Below are 18701 nucleotides of genomic sequence, written 5' to 3'. Positions count from 1 at the left end.
TAGTTAATTTGGGAATAAATTCCCACAAATGAATACCACCCTGCATCAAATTGTTCTGCATATCCTGCGTCCACTGATACGCATTCTGCATCGTAAAGGTTTAGCTTTTGGCGAGTTCAGTTTGTTGGCACGCAAAGTTTATGTAGAAACAGCGGAGGCGGCTTTAATGCAAGCCAATGAAAAGGCGACCAGCTCACGGATTGCGATTAGTACCGGCCTAACCCGCAAAGAAGTCGCGCAATTACGCCGACATGAGGCAGAGCAATTAGTCAATCTGGCGCGTTACAACCGTAGCGTGCGCGTGCTAGGTGGGTGGTTGAATGACCCAGATTTTAATACCCCTACAGGTCAACCTAGGGTCTTACCTTTGCAAGGTTCTTGCCCTAGCTTTGAGGCTTTAGTCGGGCGTTACAGTGGCGATATGCCCAGTCGCGCCATGTTGCGCGAGCTGTTGCAAACGGGGGTAGTTAGCCAAGCCGATGATGAAACGGTGAGTTTAGTGACGAATGCGTATATTCCCCAAGGCAGTGAAACCGAGCAACTCTCAATTTTGGCGACGGATGTAGCCCTACTGATTAATACCATTCATCACAATCTGCTATGTGCCACCAATGACCGCCATTTTCAACGCAAAGTCAGTTATGACAACTTACCCCTTGAAGTGCTACCCGAGTTTAAACAGCGAGTAAACGAAGATGCGATGGCCTTGCTGGTTAAATTCAATACTTGGTTGGCTCAACATGATCGTGACCATAACCCTACCGCCGGTGGAACTGGACGGATGCGGGCGGGTGTTGGCATTTATTATTTCGAAGAAGCCGTGCAGGCACAGACTGCCACGTCTCAACAGGATCATCAAGATGAAGTTTAAGCGCCTCATGCCCCTGCTCGTGCTGAGCAGCAGTTTATGGATCACGGCTTGTGTAGAAACCCAATTAGCCGAAGGCGGTATTGGTGGGACAGGTATTTCAGTCGGCCCCATTACTGGGTTTGGTAGCATTATCCAAAATGGGGTGCGCTACGATGTCAGCCAAGCTCGCTTCACTCGGGATGGTGTGGCTGTACCTGATCAAAGCTATTATCGGGTCGGCGAAATCATTAAGATTCAAGGCAGTATCAATCCTGATGGAATCACAGGTCAAGCGACTCAAGTTGACTACGGCAGCCTTCTTCAAGGCCAAATGACCGCACTGGGTAACGATGGCAAAAGCCTCTATGTGCTTAATCAATTAGTGCGCACCGATAGCTTAACTCTGCTGCATGGGATCAAGACTCTCAGTGAGTTAGCCGTAGGCAATATCGTGCAAATCTCTGGTGCACGTGATGCTCAAGGTGTGATTCGTGCCAATAGCCTGACTCGCCAGCAAACTAGCTTTATTGCAGGTAAGTCTAGCCAACTAATTGCAGGCCGAGTGACCGCCCTCAATCCTGCTGCACAAACTTTAACCCTAAATGACCTCAGCATTGACTACAGCCAAGCCTCACTGAGTTCACTGCCTGCGGTGAACAGCTATATACAAGTGAAAAGCCAGCAAGCCCTACAAGGCACAGTGTTAAAGGCTGAAAGCTTAGTGACAGCTACAGAATTTGTACAATTCAATGCCGGTGAACAAGCCGAAATAGCCGGTTTAGTCACCGCTTTTATCAGCACTAGCCGCTTTGCAATTAATGGTCAATTAGTCGTGACGACGGCGAATACAGAATTTGAAAACAGTACACCTGCTGAGCTTAAGTTAAATGCCTTAGTCGAAGCCGAGGGACAGATTAATCCACAAGGTGAATTAGTTGCTGAAGAAATTTCAGTGCGCCAAGCCAGCACAACCCAGACTCGTGAACTGGAAGGTAAAATGACTGAAATCAATGACAGCACATCAACCTTCAAAGTACTTGGCAACACCCTATTAGTCGATGCTTCCACCATCATTCTGCAGAAAACGGAAGACCATGAAACTAGCCTGCGCTTGACCGATTTGCACTTGCATGATCATTTGGAAATTAAAGCCCGCCAGCTCAACGATGGCCGTTTACTGGCCTTGCGGATTGAGCGCGATCTTGAGGATCTTAGCTCCCCAGACATTGAGGTCAAAGGCGTTGCTCAGCAGATTAATCGCACTCAAGGCAGTCTAGCCATTTTAGGTATCACCATCACCAGTGATCAGGATACTGAGTTTGAGATTAATTCAAGTGAAGTGGGTCAGGCTGAGTTTTTTGCTGCCTTAATGGAAGGCCAAAGCATTGTGAAAGCCGAAGGCACCCGCCTAACCAATACCAGTTTACAAGCAGACACTTTAGAACTCGAAACCGAAGACGACTAAAGCAGCCTGTAAAAAGCCCAGCACTGGTACTGCTGGGCTACCAACCTGCCCTTTGGGGCAAGCCTGTTAAAAAGGAGTGTTTAATGAAACGCAAGTATCTATCTTGGCTGGGCGCTTTAGCCTTGCTCGCTAGCTCAAGCCTAAGCTCTAGCGCAAATGCCACCGATTATACGGGGGGGCGCTTAACTAATACAAACATCAGTGCAGCCGGTGTGCTGATTCCAGACGGAGCACGTCTGTTGGCTTCACAGTGTTTTCAATGCCACGGCACCGATGGCAAGTCCACCACAGGTATCGACAGCCTCGCAGGTGAAAGCCAAAATGAACTCGTCAGCGAAATGCGTGAAATGAAAGCTAAAAATAAAGTCGATCTGATGCATTACCAAGCCAAAGCCTATACCGATGCACAGATTCAATTGATTGCAGCCTATTTCGCCAGCATCAGTGGCGGTGGGAATAATGATAATGACGATGATGACGACAACCATCATAACGATGATAACGACGCCAACGATTAAGCCTAGTCATTCCCATTAAACCGCTTTTCAAGAGATCATGATTATGAACGATTTATCTCGCCGTCAGTTTTTAAAAAACCTCAGCCTAGGCTTAGGTGCAGCGGCTTTACCAATCAGCTTTGCTCAGGCTGCCGTCATTCGCCCGCGTGTTATTGTGATTGGTGGAGGTTTCGCAGGAGCGACTGCCGCTAAATACCTACGCCTATGGTCAAATAATACGGTCGATGTCATCTTGATTGAACCGAATGCCATCTATTATTCACCGATTTTAAGTAATTTGGTCTTGAATGGTCAGCGCCAAGTTGCTCAGCTTGGCTTCAAATACGACACGCTGGCGCAAAAATACGGCGTTCAAGTGGTACGTAGTACTGCCATTGCACTCAATAGTGCTAGCCGTACCGTCAAGCTCGCCAATGGCCAAACCCTAGGCTATGAGCGCTTAATTCTCGCTCCCGGTGTGCAATTTAAAGCAATCCCCGGTCTGAATAGCAATAAAGTCTTGCATGCTTGGAAATCAGGTAATCAAGTTCAGCAGCTACGCCAACAATTACAAGCCATGCCTACGGGTGGAAGCTTTGTCATGAGTATCCCCAAAGCACCATATCGCTGCCCACCAGGGCCGTATGAACGAGCGTGTGTGGTTGCGGATTATTTAAAGCGGAATCAGCCCGGCTCTAAAGTGATTGTTTTAGATGGTAATCCAGATATTACGGTAGAAAAAGATACCTTCAACCATGCCTTCACCAACACCTATGCGGGTATCGTGCAATATGTGCCGAATACTATTCTGCAAGCGGTCGATTCTAATAAAAAGGTAGCGATCACGAGTTTTGGTGATTATCAAGCCAGTGTCTTGAATGTGATTCCGCCGCATCAAGCAGGTGGTATTGTCAGGAAGAACGGCTTGGCCAATAGCAGTACGGGCGATTGGGCGAATGTCAATCCGTTGAGCTATGAATCCACGGCGGCACAAGGCATCCATATTATTGGTGACTCACAAGGAACTGGCCAACCGAAAGCAGGTCATATCGCCAATGCGGAAGCGAAAGTCTGTGCGGATGCCGTGTTGCGTTTGTTATCGGGTGCTCAACCTTTCCAATCACCCGTCACCAACTCAGCCTGTTATAGCCCGATTAGTGCAGATACGGCCTCTTGGTTAACAGCAGCCTTTGCTTATGATCCTGCCAGCCAAAGTATGCAGCTAATCCCAGCTTCTTTTGGTGCTTCGAGTGGTGCAAGCTCATCGAACTACCGCAAAATGTTTGAGTGGGCCAATAGTCTATTTAGCGATACCTTCGCCTAACAATAAGTTCCTGATCCACCTATCGTTCGGCAGCAGTTTAACTGCTGCTGTTTTTTTGGGTGAAGGCAGCTAGCTTAATAGCATCCGACAAACCTCCAATCAGCTTTTATCTAATAGACCACGTTTCATTCAAGGCCTAGCGAATACGCTATTTGCCTAATTGCCATAATCCCTAAATTCACTTAAAAGCGCTTGCTAGCAAGTACCTGATCTTCAGGACTATAGTGGAGTTTTAAGCATGAGTACTTACAACAAGTCAACCACCGATCTTAGTTTTCTTCATCATCCAATGCCTTGGCAAAGTCTCAATACTTTCGACTGGCTATGGAGCCTTATTATTAGCAGTGGTGTCGTCTTAGTTTATTGGCTATATGGCGCATACATGGATGGCTTTGAGCTTGCTATTTTAGCAATTGCCACACCCGCGTTAATTGCACTGGGCTGGTTTTGGAAGTCATTCCGCCTTTATACTTTAATCGTACTGGCTTTAAGCTTATTAGCCTTATTTCTCTATGACAGCAGCCGAACTCAAGCTGATACTAACTTTTTCTTAAAATATTTACTTTCTAGCCAGTCTGCGATTATGTGGATGAGTACGCTATTCGTAATGGCGACTTTTACTTATTTCCTTGGCTTATTTACCTCTCATGAAGTTATTTTAAAAACAGCCACTTATTTAACTTGGAGCGCAGTGGTGATGGGTTTAACTGGCTTGATATTGCGTTGGTATGAGTCTTATTTAATTGACCCAAGCTTTGGACATATTCCAGTTAGCAACTTATACGAAGTCTTTATTCTGTTTTGTATTTTGACGGGTTTACTGTATTTATATTATGAACAGCAGTACCAACAACGTAGCCTAGGTGGTTTTGTATTGTTAGTGATTAGTGCTGCGGTTGGTTTCCTCCTTTGGTATAGCTTTGAGCGCGGCGCTAATAAAATTCTGCCGCTCGTGCCAGCCCTACAAAGTTATTGGATGAAAATACATGTACCCGCTAATTTTATCGGTTACGGCTCATTTGCTCTTGCGGCTATGGTTGGTATTGCCTATCTACTTAAGCAGAACGCTGAACAACACAAACCGAATGGGCTGTTAGCAAGCGCTTTGCCTTCCTTAGATATGATGGATGACCTGAGTTACAAAGCGATTGCTTTAGGCTTTGCCTTCTTCACAGTTGCCACCATTTTGGGTGCGATGTGGGCAGCCGAAGCTTGGGGTGGTTATTGGTCGTGGGACCCGAAAGAGACTTGGGCGCTGATTGTCTGGTTGAATTATGCGGCTTGGTTGCACTTTCGCTTCTCTAAAGGCTGGCGTGGTACCGCGATGGCGTGGTGGGCGATTCTTGGTTTGTTGATCACCTTATTCGCGTTTTTAGGGGTGAATATGTTTTTGTCGGGTCTACACTCGTATGGGCAACTTTAGTAGCACTACCTTAAGTTTAGGCTTGAGTACCTTAAAACTATGCGGTAGCAGGCTAAAACCCCTACCGCAAATAGAATAAGCAACTATGTTTTAATCACGAGCAGGCAACATACGCACTAAAGTCGTATCTCGTTGAACATAGTGGTGGAATAATGCGGCCAAAGCATGCAGACCAATCAAAAAATACCCCACTGTTCCGGCCGTAACATGCAGCTCTTCAAGTTGTTCGGCCCACTCTTTATTAGGCGCTATCAAGGCTGGTAACTCTAAACCAAACCAAATGATCGCTTTGCCTTCCGCACTCAAGATCGCCCATCCCAACAAGGGCATGACTAGTAATAAAGCATACAGCATAAAATGCATCACACTAGAGGCATACCGTTGCCAAGCAGTGATACGGCTATCTTTAGCCGGTGAAGGATTGAACCAACGCGCTACTATCCGTAATAGAGTCAGACCAAAGACCGTTAAACCCAGCATGAAATGCCAACTTTTCAGTGCATTTCTTGGGTCACTTCCTTTTGGAAAAAACTCGCGCAGCTCAATACAGGCATACACCGCTATCAGTAGTAATAAAGTCAGCCAGTGGAAAGCGATCGGAAATAGTCCATAACGGTTTAGTGAATGAGACATGCAGAAACTCCTCGTTAAAATACAGTGATTGGATTTGCTTAGCTTGCAATATCCCGCTATCCACACCAAGCGACAAACCTCACAATTCCCCACTAGGCTATGTAGGCTAAACATTATAAGTCATAAGTGGTTTGGCCTATCCTTAGCTAACGATTGTCTCTCTCACGGCTTATGAGCCTAGCTTTCTCCTCAAAGGTGTTGGTATCTTGATCTATAAGTTTAAAAAACCAAGTTCATATCCACTCATATCGGTTGATTTCAGATTCTCTTAAGAATCGCTCTTCACAATCAACTCATTTAATCATTAATAGGAAGGAAAGCATGTTTAAACTCAAAACCCTCACTCAGGCTTTAGCCTGTACGCTGCTACTCAGTGCAGGTTGGGTACAAGCCGAAACTCCACAAGACTTTTTAAGCAGTTATCAAGCCGCCGCTAAAGCCGCCGATACTAAATTCCAAGGCTTTTCTGCACGTCGTGGCGAGCAGTTTTTTAAAACCACCCACGGTAATGATTGGAGTTGTGCTTCATGTCATACCAGCAATCCAGCTACGGTCGGCAAGCATGCTTCTACAGATAAAGCGATTGACCCACTTGCCCCCGCCGCCAATCCAAAGCGTTTTACTAACCCGCGCAAAGTGGAAAAGTGGTTTAAGCGCAATTGCAAAGATGTCCTTAGCCGCGAATGCACTGCTTTAGAAAAAGGCGATATTTTGACTTTTTTAATGGCTATCCAATAAGGAGCTGGCGATGAAAACTGGGATCAAAGGTTTAGCGGCTGTGGCAGCCAGCTTATTGTTAATCCTTACTGTGCAAGGGTTAGCCGATGCAGATGAGGACAAGTCAGCCTATCAAGGCCAGCGGCAGGGCAAGTATTTAGAAGTTCGACGCCCAAATGAGCACCATGAAGGCAAGATGCAAGGTTTACGTGCTAGCAATGCAACTTGGAAAGCAGAATGCAGTGCTTGCCATCTGGCTTATCCCCCCGGCCTCTTACCCGCTTCTTCATGGCAAGCCATGATGGATGGCTTGGATCAACACTTTGGCACTGATGCAAGCCTTGATGAAGCGACCATCAAAGAAATTTTGCCCTTCCTAACCGCCAATGCAGCCCGCGAGCCGAAAAGGCCGCTTGCTGAGCCGAATTTACGGATTACCGAAACAGCATGGTTTAAGCATGAGCATGATGAAATTGCTGCGATCACTTGGAAAAACCCCAAGATCAAAACCGCTGCTAATTGCGCTGCCTGCCACACGCAAGCAGAACAAGGCAATTTTGATGAAGATAGCGTGCAAATTCCGCGCTAAGGAGTTGAGATGTCAGAACGTATTTTAGTTTGGGATTGGCCGACTCGAGTGTTTCATTGGTCATTCGCACTCAGCTTTGCAGGTGCTTATTTAACAGCTGAATCTGAACGCTATCGGGATCTTCACTTAGCCCTCGGTTATGTATTCGGAGCGCTGATCTTATTCCGCCTCATCTGGGGAGTGATTGGTACCCGTTATGCGCGTTTTAGCTCATTTAGCTTTGCACCGATTGCCGTACTGAGTTATCTCAAATCACTAAGCCAAAACCAAGCCCAACACTTTTTGGGGCATAATCCAGCGGGGGCTATCGCTATCTTTTTACTCTTGGGTTTAGGCTTACTGATCAGCTTGACGGGTATCGCTTTAGAGTGGGAGCTGGGCGCAGAAGACTGGGAAGAGCTCTACGAAGAGACGCACGAATGGGTTGCTAACTTCATGTTGCTGGTTGTCTTTGTCCATATTGCAGGTGTACTCGTCAGCAGTTGGCTGCACCATGAAAACTTAGCACGAGCGATGATCACCGGCTATAAGCAAGGTCAAGCGAGTGCTGCCATCCAAGGCCGTTTCCTCTGGCTAGGTGTGCTGATCCTAATAGGCATATTGGTCTTTTTAGTGATGTATTTAAGTTAAAGGTGGGACGCAACTTCGCGTAATACCAAACTGCCCGATCATCATAAGAACATATTTCTACTACCTTCCTACCCACAATCTAGGATCGACTCGAGTGTTTCATAAAGTCTGCTTTAAAAGTGGCGTTTAAAAAGGCAAATCCAGTTCGACTTGCCTTAAGGATTAAACAAGCTTAGGCCAGATGTTTAATCTGTAGTTGATCATGAATAGCATTCAGCTCAGCGCTAGAGAGTCCTAATCCAGCCGCTAAATTTTGCATATATTTCACTTCGCGGGGGTCGTCCAAGGTCATTGCTAGCAAAGACATCAGATATACTTGCTTTTCCATACCTTGAGGCACACTCTTAATCAAGCCCTGTAAGTCTAAAGGCTTTCTAAGTTCTGTGGTCACAAACTCAAGATCAGCGGGTGACACATCTTTTAAATACTCTTTAATCTTGGCTTGCTCTTGGTCATCAATCACTCCATCGGCTTTCACTGAGTTGATCATGGCACGCAATAAAATCCCGGCATTCTTTTCATCTTCAGGCGTGGTTTGCATCGGCTCATCTTTTAATGCCGCTTGAAAGAAAGAACCCACATCTTTAGCCGAAGCATTTTTAGTTTGTGGACTATCACCTAGCATATTAAATAGATTAGTTAAGATATTTCCGCCGCTGCCATTTCCAGAGCCACTACTGGCTTGAGCCGGTTTACTGGATAGCAAACTCGTTAACAGTGCGCCGATGCCACCCGCAATCGCTGTATTGCGGGTAGCACCGCCACCTAATACCGCACCGAGCAAACCACCTAAAGCGCCACCTCGCCCGCCTAATAGCTTTTTTGAAGCTTGCGCAACAATCAAACCAAAAGCGACTCGACCTAATGTTTTTACTAAGCTCATTCTTTCCTCCAGCAGGTTTTAAAGGGATTTGACTCGAACGGTGTAAGCATGCGTCTAAATAGAGCTTAGCTCAATTTACCTCAATTGCTATTAAGCCCATTAAACTAGCCTACTCTTAAGCACAACTTGTTGATCAGCTTCTTGATGCACATTCAATATGCACATCCAATATGCACATTCAGCGCACGACCTCAGGCTAGACTTATTGTCGATGGAAAGTAAGAACCAAGACATCACGCCACGCGGGTTGATTTTTATCTTCTGGTAAAATGGGCGTTACCCCATGATAGACCTTGTGATCATTCACTAACAATAGATCCGTACTCGTGTTTAAAGTGTATTGCTGCAGAGCTTGCATCTGATTGTTATAAATATAACTCACCCCACCTTGGACATTATGCCGCGCCAATAACATGATCAGAATATAATCTGCACCATCTTTATGCACACCTTCTGGAGTGGGTCTACCCTCTTCCAAGGCCGAAGCGACAATCCGAAATTGATGAGCCTGAATCCGCCATAATTGCTTAGGATTAGCACTAAATTGCTCAACCGACCATGCGATCAAACGCTTAAACACCGGATTAGCGATAGTTGTCGGTAGCCAAGCACGAAAATGACGATTAAAGCCACCATGTACCGCATTATGATAGCTCGATTGATAATGTGGCTCATGAGGCAACTGTTGCAACCGACCTTGTTGCCAATGGAACACTGAATAGCGACGCAAACGATAACGCCCACCATCCCGCAAATAGGGATCTGGCAATAATTGATTCCAGCTTTGACAAAAACGCTGATAAGCCTGCGCCATCTGCTGACACAATTGATGCTGTAAGCGATTCCGAGAGTCACCAACCGCTGCCATAAAGCCAAGTTGATTAAGCTGTGCGTTCACAATCCTTCCATATTATTTTGATCAAGACTATTAATAATCTACTCGCCTTCTGCCTACTTGCCCAGATCACTTAGGAGCTGTAGCAATTATCACCGCCCGCAACGGTGCTGGATAACCTTCAATCGTGCGGGACTGATCCTGCGGATCTAAGAAATCCTGTAAAGATTCAAAACGCATCCATTCAGTTGCACGCTGCTCAGCTGTCGTGGTCGGAGTCAAATCCACTGTCCGAATCTGTTCAAAGCCTAAACGCCGCAGCCAAAGCTCAAGCAGAGCAACCGAAGGGATAAACCACACATTTCGCATCTTGCCATAGCGATCTTCTGGCATCAGCATAGTGCGCTCATTCCCTTCGACAACCAAAGTTTCTAGCACTAATTCGCCCCCTACTCGCAGCACATTTTTCAACTCTTGCAAATGCTCTAAGGGTGAGCGCCGATGATATAACACGCCCATTGACAGTACCGTATCAAACCCCTTACCTTGAAAATCGGGCAAATCCTCGCTTTTTAAAGGCAAGAAATGCACAGGCGGCTGATGGGTATAGTGTTTGATCAGTTGAAACTGCATGAGGAAAAATAAACTCGGATCAATCCCAATAACTTGCTGCGCCCCAGCACCGAATAGCCGCCACAAGTGATAACCACTGCCACAACCGACATCCAGCACCAAACGCCCTTGCAAAGGGGACAAATGTGGAGCGACTCGCGCCCACTTCCAATCAGAGCGCCACTCAGTATCAATCGGAATACCAAACACCTCAAACGGACCTTTCCGCCAAGGAATAAACACCTCTAAGGCTTGGCGTAAAGCTGCACTTTGGGCTGCACTCACATCCGCTGCTTGGCCAATGCGTACCGTTGCTTGCTTAAAATCGCAGCTAGTGGCGGTTAATGGCGGCAATTGTTCCAAAGTTTGTAGCCAGAATTCGCGTTTACCGTGGGGCATTGCGTATAAACTCGTTTGCACCTGCTGGGGCAAGTTGGCTAACCAAGCAGCCAAGCGAGTGGGGGCTAAGTCCTGATATAAAGCCTCAAAACGGGCATCGAGCCAAGCACTCATGCCTTCACCGCGATCATCGAAGCAAATACAAAATTCTGAAACCAGACCAAGCTTTGACTGAAACCCGCCCGTTGTAACCGCTCGTGGTGAACCGCCAACGTGTCAGGAATCAGAACATTTTCCAAAGCAGAACGCTTCTGACTGATTTCTAGCTCGGAATAACCATTGGCACGTTTAAACTCCAGATATAGCTCGGTCATTAAAGCCTGTTGATCCGCCTCAGCGAATTTAATTTTCTCAGAAAGAATCAACACCCCACCCGGCAATAAAGCGTGATAAATCCGTTCAATTAAGGCTTGGCGAGCGGCAGGCTGAATAAATTGCAAGGTAAAATTGAGTACAACAATAGAAGCTCGCTGCATCGGAACTTGGCAAATATCCTCCACCAAGGTTTGGAAGCTAGCAACTGGCAATTGACGCTGCAAACGCTGCTCACAGCGCTGAATCATCGCTTCAGAATTATCCACGCAAATATATTGCACACCGGGTTGCCTAACTTGAGTCGCCATCGCTAACGTAGCTGCACCGAGTGAACAGCCTAGATCATAAATAGTGCTATCCGTTTGGGCATAATGCCTTGCTAACACCCCTAGCTGGCTAATCACGGTTTCATATCCCGGTACAGAGCGGCGCACCATATCAGGAAATACATCAGCAACCGCCGCCGTAAACGCAAAATCGACGACTTGCTGCGTTTGGGCAAAAATTTGATCGCGTGTAGACTCAGTTGCCATGCTTAACCTTGGCCTTGCTCGCCAGCCCAATGAAAATCAGCGGGAATTTTGGCTAACTGCAAAGCCTCACCTGTGCGCTGACCTGCATCCGGCCCCATAAAATACAAATACGGCCCGACCACAGCCTCAGGGCCAACATTGCTATCGACATGCTCACCAGGGAAATTCAAGACCCGAAGACTAGTACGCACAGGGCCAGTATGAATCCGATTCACTCGAATAAAAGGTTGATGATCATATTCCTGTGCCAAAATGTCACACAATGCATTCATCGCCGCCTTACTTACCCCAAACCCACCGTAATAGGCACGATCAGTCGTGTCCGTAGAGAAGACAATCGCTGCATCGGGGGATTTTTCTAGGAGCGGTAAACAGGCACGGACTAATAAGAAATTAGCCTGCAAATTAATTTGTAGCATCTTCGTCCACAAGTCCAAATCATGCTGGCGCACTGGCATAAAAGCCCCCAACCACGCTGCATTCAGCAACAGACCATCTAAACGCCCAAGCTCCTGCTTAATCATCAAGGCTAAACTATGATAAGCATCCGCCGTGGCTGTTAATAAATCCAATTGGCAAATCACTGACTTAGGATAACCGGCTGCAAGGATCTCGTCATACACGGCCTCCAACATGTGATCTTGCTTATCCACTAAAATGACTGTGGCACCAAAACGCGCATATTGCAGAGCAACTGCCTTCCCTATACCCATTGCAGCCCCCGTGACTAACAGCACGCGCTCACGCAGCATCCCCTCAGCGGGTACATAATTCAGTAAATCACTCTGCATGGATTAGCTCCTGACACCTAGAAAAGTTCGGCATGATAACGCGAAATATCCATTGCCGACATGGAAAGGATCAAAAATAGGTGACAGGTTTTATGCTTTCGTTGATGATGCACGTACAGCAAATAGGCGCTAGGCGTTTACTAGCCCTCCTCACAATCAATAGGCATTTGTATTCATGACTGAAACGACTACCACACCAAGTTGGCGTGAGACCTTGCGCAACTTTTTAGATGCGCGAGTGCTAACCATGTTGTTTTTAGGTTTTTCAGCTGGCATTCCGATTTTATTAATTTTTTCATCCTTATCCTTGTGGCTCGGCGAGGCTGGAGTAGAACGAAAAGCAGTCACCTTTTTTAGTTGGGCTGCTTTGGGGTATTCATTTAAATTTGTCTGGGCACCTTTAATTGATAAATTACCCTTGCCCTTGCTCACACGCAGTTTAGGTAAGCGGCGAGCGTGGCTCTTGTTATCACAAGCCCTGATCATGCTCGCGATTGTCACGATGGGCAGCATTGACCCCGCTTTAAGTAAAAATAATTTAACGCTCATGGCATTTGCAGCGGTGCTATTGGGGTTTTCTTCTGCTACCCAAGATATTGTGATTGATGCTTATCGCATTGAGTCGGCTGAGACACGTCTACAAGCCCTGATGTCCTCGACTTATATTGTCGGCTATCGAGTTGCCATGATTGTAGCGGGGGCAGGCGCTTTATATTTAGCCGCTCAGTTTGGTTCAGAAAAAGGCCATTATGTCTACACCGCTTGGCGTTGGACTTATTTTATTATGGCCGCCATCATGTTGGTGGGCGTGCTCACAACCTTCGTCATTCCTGAGCCTAAGCATAAACCCAGCAGCCTGCATTACACGACTCATGACTACTTGCGCTTAGTACTAGTGTTTGCTTGCACAGTTACTGCCTTTGTCTTGACCTTTTTCCTCACCGATGCGCTCTTTACTCATTTGAAAGCAGGCACAGATGGTGGCGTATTAACAGGCTTTTTATTAGAAGCCCTCCGTTTTGCCTTAGCCGTCGCGGTGGCTTTTGCAGTCGGGTATCTACTAGTACGTGCTGGATTAGTCGACCGAGCGATTGCAATTGAAACTTGGATTGCCCCAATCGCTGATTTCTTCAAACGCTATGGCGTAAAAACAGCCACATTTTTATTAGTCTTGATCGGCTTTTATCGAATTAGCGATATTGTCCTCGGTGCAGCTTCCAATGTGTTTTATCAGGACTTAGATTTTTCCAAACAAGAAATTGCTACCGCAGTCAAAACCGTGGGCGTGCTCGTTAGTGTACTTGGAGGGGTATTCGGTGGCTTGTTTGCGACCCAATTTGGCGTCATGAAAAGCTTGCTGTGGGGGGCGATTTTAGCTGCTTTAACCAATTTAGTGTTTGTGCTCTTGGCCGTGAGTGGACATAATCTTCCGGTTTTCTATTTAGCCGTTATCGCTGATAATTTAGCCGCTGGGTTTGCCAGTGCTGCCTTTGTGGCCTTCCTATCTGCACTGACCAGTGTTTCTTTTACCGCCGTTCAATACGCTATCTTTAGCTCACTCATGTCTTTATTTCCCAAAGTTTTGGGGGGCTACTCTGGGACGATGGTCGATGCCATTGGTTATCCTAGCTTTTTTATTTTCACTACCCTAATTGGTTTACCGGTGATTGGCTTAGTGTTGATCGCCACTAAATTTTTAGAGTTAGATCAAAGCAAACTCACTCAGCCGACCTAGCCAGTCCTGATGGGCAGCTGCTTCCTTAACAATAAAGCTGAAGCCGGACAAAGACCAATCAATTGAGCCGTTTGCTGAATGCAGTCAGGTGCTTGGCTGCGCTCAGTAAGCTGATACGCCAAGGCTCTAAAAAAATTACTCGCCGTGGTGGTTAATAAATACAGCTCTTGCACACCTTGCTGAGCTGCTTGCACCTCCATAAAACTGACTAATCTTCGTGCCAAACCGAGTCCTCGGTAATCAGGTAAAACCGCTAAAGACCGTAGCAAAGCCACCGATTCATAAGACTCTAAACCAATGACAGCAATCAACTTACCCGCCCGTTTAATCCCAAAAAACTGTAAAGCCGGGTTATAAAGATCATCGCTAGGCAACTGGCATAAATCCACTAGCCCTTCTAATTCAGAATTCGCAGTCAAGGCCTCAATATGCATCGTTGTCACCTCTATTCCTATCGTACTCGTCCTAGCATCAATAAACCTAAAGCAGAAAAGAGCAACATCGGTAGTATCGCTGATAACAAAGGGGGCAGACCATAGACTAAACCAGTACGCCCAATGATCCGATCTAATAATAAATAACTAATCCCAATCAAAATACCAATAAAAATCCGTTGCCCAGCCCCTGCATTCCTTTGAAAACCGAAGACCAAAGGTGCAGCTAGTACTAGCATCACGAGAGTCGATAAGGGGGTTGTGAAATGCTTCCAATATTCCAACTCAAAGCGGTCGGTATTGAGCGCATTATCGCGTTGATGTTGGATAAACTCTGCCAACTCCCGTGCCGCGAGTTGCTCGGGCGTGACCGTTGCTAAACTCAAAATTTTACTCGGCAGTATATCCTTCAACAGCAACTGCTCATGTCGAGCCAGCTCCACCCCACTTTTACTTAAATATTGATCAACTACTTGCTGCAACTGCCAACTCTCCCCCTGCCGCTCAGCATGTGCTGCTTTAAGAATACGACTGATTCCGCCTACTTGCTCATCCACCTCATAAATAGCCAAACCGTCTACTTTCGCCTCTGACCAAACTTTATCAATATGAATCAGTTGCTTGCCATTTTTCAGCCAGACCCCTTCTTCAGAAATAGAGAGTTCTTGTTGCAAACTACGAATTTTAAAGTTTTCTGCATAGGCCTCTGCACGCGGCACAACCCACTCACCCAAAGCAAACGCTAATAAACTTAATACCAAACCCAGCTTTAAAGTGGTCAGAACAATTTGCCGAATTGAAAAGCCCGCCGCCCGCATCGCAGTAATTTCACTATTTGCCGCTAAATTACCCAAACCCATCAAACTGCCAATCAAAGCTGCATAAGGAAAGTTTTCATATAAAGTTCGCGGTAAGCTATAAACTACATACAGCAAAGCTTGCAATACGCCGTAGCGAGTACCGACTTTGGTGTCCCCTAATTCGGCTAAAAAATCAAATAAAGCAAACAGTAAGCTCAATGACAACCAAGTCATTAAGATACTTAACAGTAGATTTTTCCAAAGATAGCTTACGAGTAGTTTCATGCGGGCTTTCCATAGTATTTACGCAACAGCCAAAATGCCAAAACCACCATTAGAATATGCACCCACCACATGCCAATCCAAGCGGGCAACTCACCGCGCTCCATCATCCCCCGGAGCATAGCGAGCACATTTGCGTATAAACCATATAAGAGAATAGCGACGGCTATTTTGCTAAACCGCCCTTGCCGGGGCGCAGTATAACTTAGGGGAAAAGCCAGCAAGGCTAAAACTAAAGTAGACAGTACAATCGACAAGCGCCATTGTAATTCAGCTTGATTAGCAGGGGAGGCAACGGCTAACAGCTCTAAAGTCGACACGCTTTCAATACTGATTGAGCGCGTAAACGACCGTAAAGGAATCCGCACTCCATGCTCTTTAAAGTGAATAATCGACATACCGCCACGCTCAGCATCATTTTCATAGCGATAACCATCGCGAATTTGCAAAAAGCGTTCACCGGTGGCGGAATCCACAAACAAAATAGCCGATTGCGCCCAGACTAAAATTTCATTCGCCCCGTCTTGTACACGAATAAAAAAACGCTCCATGACCGTCCGTGAATCATCAATACCTTCCGCTAAGACGGTATAATTATTGGTTTTATTACCCGCTGTCACGAATTGACCGGGCGGAATACCGGCAGCTTCGGGGCGTTGATACATTTCTTTGCGTAGGGCTTGGTTTTGTACTTCTAACTGTGGCGAAAATATAAAGACGGCGACTGCCATCAATACTGTCAGTGGCAATACAAAACTAAAAATGGCTCGATAAAACTCTTTAGGCCCGACACCTGAAGCGCCTAGAGCCACCATCTCTGAATCACGATACAAACGACTAAATGCCAGCATCATGCCAATGAGCAAGGCCACCGGGATTAAACGTAATAAATTTTTTAACGACCCAAACAGCAACATATTGCCTAAGAGATCTAAAGGTAGATCACCACTACTAGCACTCGCGAGTAAGCGCACAAAGGTATTACCCACAATAATGAGCGATAGAACCAAGAGGGTTGCCGTGAAATTAAGAGCAATTTCTTTGAACAGATAGCGATTCAGTATCATCTGAGCATTTTTTAGGTATTGAGCTATGATTGTAGCAGCATTATGCTTAGTGAGTCGTCCCTAGTTATTAAGAAACCTTGGGCCTTTTTGAGTGTTTCTTGCTCTAAACGAACGATCTTTGCTAGCTAGCGATTGAATATGGGGAAACGCTATTGCTATCATCACCGCCGTGGTGACTTCTGAATGGATCTGCAAAAACAGGCTTGGGTAATTTGCGATCTGATGGGCCAAATGAGCTCGAAACCCCAATCAGGAAATATTGTATGGAGACTTTATATGAATTTTCCGCTTGAGGGCAGGAATTTTTGTTTGATTAAGAATTATTCATTGGTGCTTTTAAGTTTAGCCATTTTCACTTGGGCAACGCTGGCTCAGGCAGAAACTGCGGCTGAAGCTGAGGCACAAATTAGTGTATGGAAACAAGAGGCCGCCCGCTTAACTAAAGAAGGCAAAACCGCTGAAGCGGCTCAAGCACAAGCTTATGTTAAACAGTGGGAAGAATTGGCTCAGCAAGCGGTAACTACCCCTGCAGCCAATGGCACACCGGCAATCGCCAATAACCCCGCAACACCGGCGAATGTTACTGGGTCGGGTGCAAATCCTGCACAACAAGCTGCACTAAAGGCTCAACAAGAGCGCTTAGCGGCAGAACAAGCTAAACGTGATCAAGCTCAAGCTAATGAAGACCGCCTCTCTAATGGCTTACAAGCGGCGATCACTCAAGGTGATTATAACCAAGCTAAAAACTTTATTAATCAAGGGGCTAAGCCAACTCAAGAGCTGGTACAGATGGCGGTTGATGGGGGCTATACGGGTATTGCCTATTTATTAATGAAAAGTGGCGCACCCAATGATGCGGGCGTTTTAGGGCGTGCTCTGCTCAAAGCCGTGCAAATGCAAGATCGTGATCGGGTGAATAATCTGATTAAATTAGGTGCGAATGCCAATTACTCGGAAGGTGAAGTTACGCCTTTATCCATCGCTGCACGCAATGGTGATATTGGTTTAATTGGTATTTTGCTAGCCGCAGGTGCACAACGCGATCCCAACGATTTAGGTCGTGTCATGTTTACTGCGGTTGAGCAAGGCGAGCGCGAAAAAGTCGCTAACCTCCTAAAAATGGGAGCCAATCCCAATTACGCTAAGGATGGCGAATCAGCCCTCTCGCTTGCTTTAAATCGGGGTGATTTTGGCATGGCAGGCGCTTTAATCGCAGGGGGTGCAACAGCGGATGGTGGTGTTCTCGGTAAAGCCCTGTTCCAGACAGTTGAGCGCGGTGAAGCCGATAAAATTCCGCAGCTGATTAAACTAGGGGCTGATGTCAATTACTCAGCTAGTGGTGTCACCCCTCTAACGATAGCTATTAATAATAATAACTTAGATATTGCAAATATCTTAGTTCGCTCAGGAGCAACTGACCCTTCAGGTCGATTTGGCAAAAAAACCTTTGATGCAGCTTTAGATGGGGATTTAGCATGGATTGCGGTATTGGCTAAAGTGCCAAGCTATGCTAACTATCGAAATGCTCAAGGAGAAACGCCGCTGCATGCAGCAGCCTCTACTGGGCAAACCTCTGCGGTCACGACTTTACTAGCGGCTGGCGTTGATCCAAATATTGTAACGGTGAAGAATTGGACACCTTTGCATCATGCTGCTCGCTTTGGACATAAATTAGCCTTAATTAATTTATTAAAAGCGGGGGCTGATGTTTACGCAGTCAACTCCGATGGCAATGATGCGATGAAGCTGGCTAATCTGGCTTTACGCGACAACAAACATGAAATTGATAGTCGCGGCGTTTTAGAATATCTGAATCTTTGGATGCAACATCACCCACGCGCCCAATAAATGGCTTAGTTTGAGCTAGGAAACTAAGCGATAAAAGAG

At 46.2% G+C, this 18701-nt stretch carries 19 protein-coding genes; 10 read left to right on the top strand and 9 right to left on the bottom strand.

Translation table 11 applies throughout. The features are described from left to right. Positions 1 to 28 precede the first annotated feature (28 nt). From B5D50_RS08870 to ccsB, 5 genes are all read left to right on the top strand, one after another. On the top strand, positions 29 to 871 hold the full coding sequence (locus tag B5D50_RS08870; RefSeq protein ID WP_078922244.1) for a DUF6502 family protein: 843 nt from the start codon (positions 29 to 31) through the stop codon (positions 869 to 871). Beyond that, a complete protein-coding gene (locus B5D50_RS08865) occupies positions 861 to 2315 on the top strand; it encodes a DUF5666 domain-containing protein (protein ID WP_078922243.1) in 1455 nt (484 codons plus the stop codon). The genes B5D50_RS08870 and B5D50_RS08865 overlap by 11 nt, the downstream gene beginning before the upstream one ends. A gap of 83 nt (positions 2316 to 2398) precedes the next feature. Continuing rightward, positions 2399 to 2833, top strand: a complete 435-nt coding sequence (locus B5D50_RS08860) for a c-type cytochrome (protein ID WP_200807067.1) — start codon at positions 2399 to 2401, stop codon at positions 2831 to 2833. Positions 2834 to 2876: 43 nt separating this feature from the next. After that, positions 2877 to 4136, top strand: a complete 1260-nt coding sequence (locus B5D50_RS08855) for an NAD(P)/FAD-dependent oxidoreductase (protein WP_078922242.1) — start codon at positions 2877 to 2879, stop codon at positions 4134 to 4136. Between the two features lie 238 nt (positions 4137 to 4374). Then, positions 4375 to 5559, top strand: a complete 1185-nt coding sequence (gene ccsB / locus B5D50_RS08850; protein WP_078922241.1) for a c-type cytochrome biogenesis protein CcsB — start codon at positions 4375 to 4377, stop codon at positions 5557 to 5559. Between the two features lie 90 nt (positions 5560 to 5649). Here ccsB and B5D50_RS08845 read toward each other — a convergent pair whose 3' ends face one another. Beyond that, positions 5650 to 6192: a cytochrome b gene (locus tag B5D50_RS08845; RefSeq protein ID WP_078922240.1), complete on the bottom strand. Its 543-nt coding sequence runs from the start codon at positions 6190 to 6192 to the stop codon at positions 5650 to 5652. A 321-nt stretch (positions 6193 to 6513) separates the two neighbouring features. Between B5D50_RS08845 and B5D50_RS08840 the strand changes: the two genes are divergently transcribed. The 3 genes from B5D50_RS08840 to B5D50_RS08830 are packed head-to-tail and all read left to right on the top strand — an operon-like array spanning position 6514 to position 8128. Further along, on the top strand, positions 6514 to 6930 hold the full coding sequence (locus B5D50_RS08840; RefSeq protein WP_078922239.1) for a DUF1924 domain-containing protein: 417 nt from the start codon (positions 6514 to 6516) through the stop codon (positions 6928 to 6930). A gap of 10 nt (positions 6931 to 6940) precedes the next feature. Further along, positions 6941 to 7498: a diheme cytochrome c gene (locus tag B5D50_RS08835; protein ID WP_078922238.1), complete on the top strand. Its 558-nt coding sequence runs from the start codon at positions 6941 to 6943 to the stop codon at positions 7496 to 7498. A gap of 9 nt (positions 7499 to 7507) precedes the next feature. Next, positions 7508 to 8128, top strand: coding sequence for a cytochrome b/b6 domain-containing protein (locus B5D50_RS08830; protein ID WP_078922237.1), 621 nt, complete (start codon positions 7508 to 7510; stop codon positions 8126 to 8128). A gap of 172 nt (positions 8129 to 8300) precedes the next feature. Here the strand turns inward: B5D50_RS08830 and B5D50_RS08825 are convergent, their stop codons facing one another. From B5D50_RS08825 to B5D50_RS08805, 5 genes are all read right to left on the bottom strand, one after another. Beyond that, positions 8301 to 9011, bottom strand: coding sequence for a DUF533 domain-containing protein (locus tag B5D50_RS08825; RefSeq protein WP_078922236.1), 711 nt, complete (start codon positions 9009 to 9011; stop codon positions 8301 to 8303). 202 nt (positions 9012 to 9213) lie between these two features. Next, the gene (locus B5D50_RS08820; RefSeq protein ID WP_234975839.1) at positions 9214 to 9909 is read right to left on the bottom strand and encodes a 2OG-Fe dioxygenase family protein; all 696 of its coding nucleotides are present in this window, start codon (positions 9907 to 9909) and stop codon (positions 9214 to 9216) included. Between the two features lie 66 nt (positions 9910 to 9975). Next, positions 9976 to 10971 carry a tRNA 5-methoxyuridine(34)/uridine 5-oxyacetic acid(34) synthase CmoB gene (gene cmoB / locus B5D50_RS08815; RefSeq protein ID WP_078922234.1) on the bottom strand — a complete coding sequence of 332 codons (996 nt, stop codon included), beginning with the start codon at positions 10969 to 10971 and terminating at the stop codon, positions 9976 to 9978. Beyond that, positions 10968 to 11705 carry a carboxy-S-adenosyl-L-methionine synthase CmoA gene (gene cmoA / locus B5D50_RS08810; protein WP_078922233.1) on the bottom strand — a complete coding sequence of 246 codons (738 nt, stop codon included), beginning with the start codon at positions 11703 to 11705 and terminating at the stop codon, positions 10968 to 10970. The genes cmoB and cmoA overlap by 4 nt, the downstream gene beginning before the upstream one ends. 2 nt (positions 11706 to 11707) lie before the next feature. Continuing rightward, on the bottom strand, positions 11708 to 12496 hold the full coding sequence (locus B5D50_RS08805; RefSeq protein ID WP_078922232.1) for an SDR family NAD(P)-dependent oxidoreductase: 789 nt from the start codon (positions 12494 to 12496) through the stop codon (positions 11708 to 11710). Between the two features lie 175 nt (positions 12497 to 12671). On the opposite strand from B5D50_RS08805, the gene B5D50_RS08800 reads away from it, so the two are divergent. Continuing rightward, complete coding sequence (locus tag B5D50_RS08800) at positions 12672 to 14231, top strand: AmpG family muropeptide MFS transporter (RefSeq protein WP_078922231.1); 1560 nt, start codon at positions 12672 to 12674, stop codon at positions 14229 to 14231. Here the strand turns inward: B5D50_RS08800 and arsN2 are convergent. From arsN2 to lptF, 3 genes are read right to left on the bottom strand one after another with little or no spacing between them, the layout of a single operon-like run. Next, complete coding sequence (arsN2, locus tag B5D50_RS08795; RefSeq protein WP_078922230.1) at positions 14228 to 14665, bottom strand: arsenic resistance N-acetyltransferase ArsN2; 438 nt, start codon at positions 14663 to 14665, stop codon at positions 14228 to 14230. The two genes, B5D50_RS08800 and arsN2, sit on opposite strands and share 4 nt — an antisense overlap. A 17-nt stretch (positions 14666 to 14682) precedes the next feature. Then, positions 14683 to 15750 carry an LPS export ABC transporter permease LptG gene (lptG, locus tag B5D50_RS08790; protein ID WP_078922229.1) on the bottom strand — a complete coding sequence of 356 codons (1068 nt, stop codon included), beginning with the start codon at positions 15748 to 15750 and terminating at the stop codon, positions 14683 to 14685. Further along, positions 15747 to 16814, bottom strand: a complete 1068-nt coding sequence (gene lptF / locus B5D50_RS08785; RefSeq protein WP_078922228.1) for an LPS export ABC transporter permease LptF — start codon at positions 16812 to 16814, stop codon at positions 15747 to 15749. The genes lptG and lptF overlap by 4 nt, the downstream gene beginning before the upstream one ends. Positions 16815 to 17123: 309 nt before the next feature. On the opposite strand from lptF, the gene B5D50_RS08780 reads away from it, so the two are divergent. Next, complete coding sequence (locus B5D50_RS08780) at positions 17124 to 18662, top strand: ankyrin repeat domain-containing protein (RefSeq protein WP_159448601.1); 1539 nt, start codon at positions 17124 to 17126, stop codon at positions 18660 to 18662. Positions 18663 to 18701: the final 39 nt, after the last annotated feature.

It is taken from the genome of Thiothrix eikelboomii (assembly GCF_900167255.1).
Classification (GTDB): domain Bacteria; phylum Pseudomonadota; class Gammaproteobacteria; order Thiotrichales; family Thiotrichaceae; genus Thiolinea; species Thiolinea eikelboomii.
Note: the sequence above shows the minus strand (reverse complement) of the source record. Positions and strands in the feature narration are given on the sequence as shown.

What these genes read in the sequence shown, in the direction of transcription:
- B5D50_RS08870 (WP_078922244.1), top strand. Translation starts at nt 29, where the DNA reads ATGAATACCACCCTGCATCAAATTGTTCTGCATATCCTGCGTCCACTG.
- B5D50_RS08865 (WP_078922243.1), top strand. Translation starts at nt 861, where the DNA reads ATGAAGTTTAAGCGCCTCATGCCCCTGCTCGTGCTGAGCAGCAGTTTA.
- B5D50_RS08860 (WP_200807067.1), top strand. Translation starts at nt 2,399, where the DNA reads ATGAAACGCAAGTATCTATCTTGGCTGGGCGCTTTAGCCTTGCTCGCT.
- B5D50_RS08855 (WP_078922242.1), top strand. Translation starts at nt 2,877, where the DNA reads ATGAACGATTTATCTCGCCGTCAGTTTTTAAAAAACCTCAGCCTAGGC.
- ccsB (WP_078922241.1), top strand. Translation starts at nt 4,375, where the DNA reads ATGAGTACTTACAACAAGTCAACCACCGATCTTAGTTTTCTTCATCAT.
- B5D50_RS08845 (WP_078922240.1), bottom strand. Translation starts at nt 6,192, where the DNA reads ATGTCTCATTCACTAAACCGTTATGGACTATTTCCGATCGCTTTCCAC.
- B5D50_RS08840 (WP_078922239.1), top strand. Translation starts at nt 6,514, where the DNA reads ATGTTTAAACTCAAAACCCTCACTCAGGCTTTAGCCTGTACGCTGCTA.
- B5D50_RS08835 (WP_078922238.1), top strand. Translation starts at nt 6,941, where the DNA reads ATGAAAACTGGGATCAAAGGTTTAGCGGCTGTGGCAGCCAGCTTATTG.
- B5D50_RS08830 (WP_078922237.1), top strand. Translation starts at nt 7,508, where the DNA reads ATGTCAGAACGTATTTTAGTTTGGGATTGGCCGACTCGAGTGTTTCAT.
- B5D50_RS08825 (WP_078922236.1), bottom strand. Translation starts at nt 9,011, where the DNA reads ATGAGCTTAGTAAAAACATTAGGTCGAGTCGCTTTTGGTTTGATTGTT.
- cmoB (WP_078922234.1), bottom strand. Translation starts at nt 10,971, where the DNA reads ATGAGTGCTTGGCTCGATGCCCGTTTTGAGGCTTTATATCAGGACTTA.
- cmoA (WP_078922233.1), bottom strand. Translation starts at nt 11,705, where the DNA reads ATGGCAACTGAGTCTACACGCGATCAAATTTTTGCCCAAACGCAGCAA.
- B5D50_RS08805 (WP_078922232.1), bottom strand. Translation starts at nt 12,496, where the DNA reads ATGCAGAGTGATTTACTGAATTATGTACCCGCTGAGGGGATGCTGCGT.
- B5D50_RS08800 (WP_078922231.1), top strand. Translation starts at nt 12,672, where the DNA reads ATGACTGAAACGACTACCACACCAAGTTGGCGTGAGACCTTGCGCAAC.
- arsN2 (WP_078922230.1), bottom strand. Translation starts at nt 14,665, where the DNA reads ATGCATATTGAGGCCTTGACTGCGAATTCTGAATTAGAAGGGCTAGTG.
- lptG (WP_078922229.1), bottom strand. Translation starts at nt 15,750, where the DNA reads ATGAAACTACTCGTAAGCTATCTTTGGAAAAATCTACTGTTAAGTATC.
- lptF (WP_078922228.1), bottom strand. Translation starts at nt 16,814, where the DNA reads ATGATACTGAATCGCTATCTGTTCAAAGAAATTGCTCTTAATTTCACG.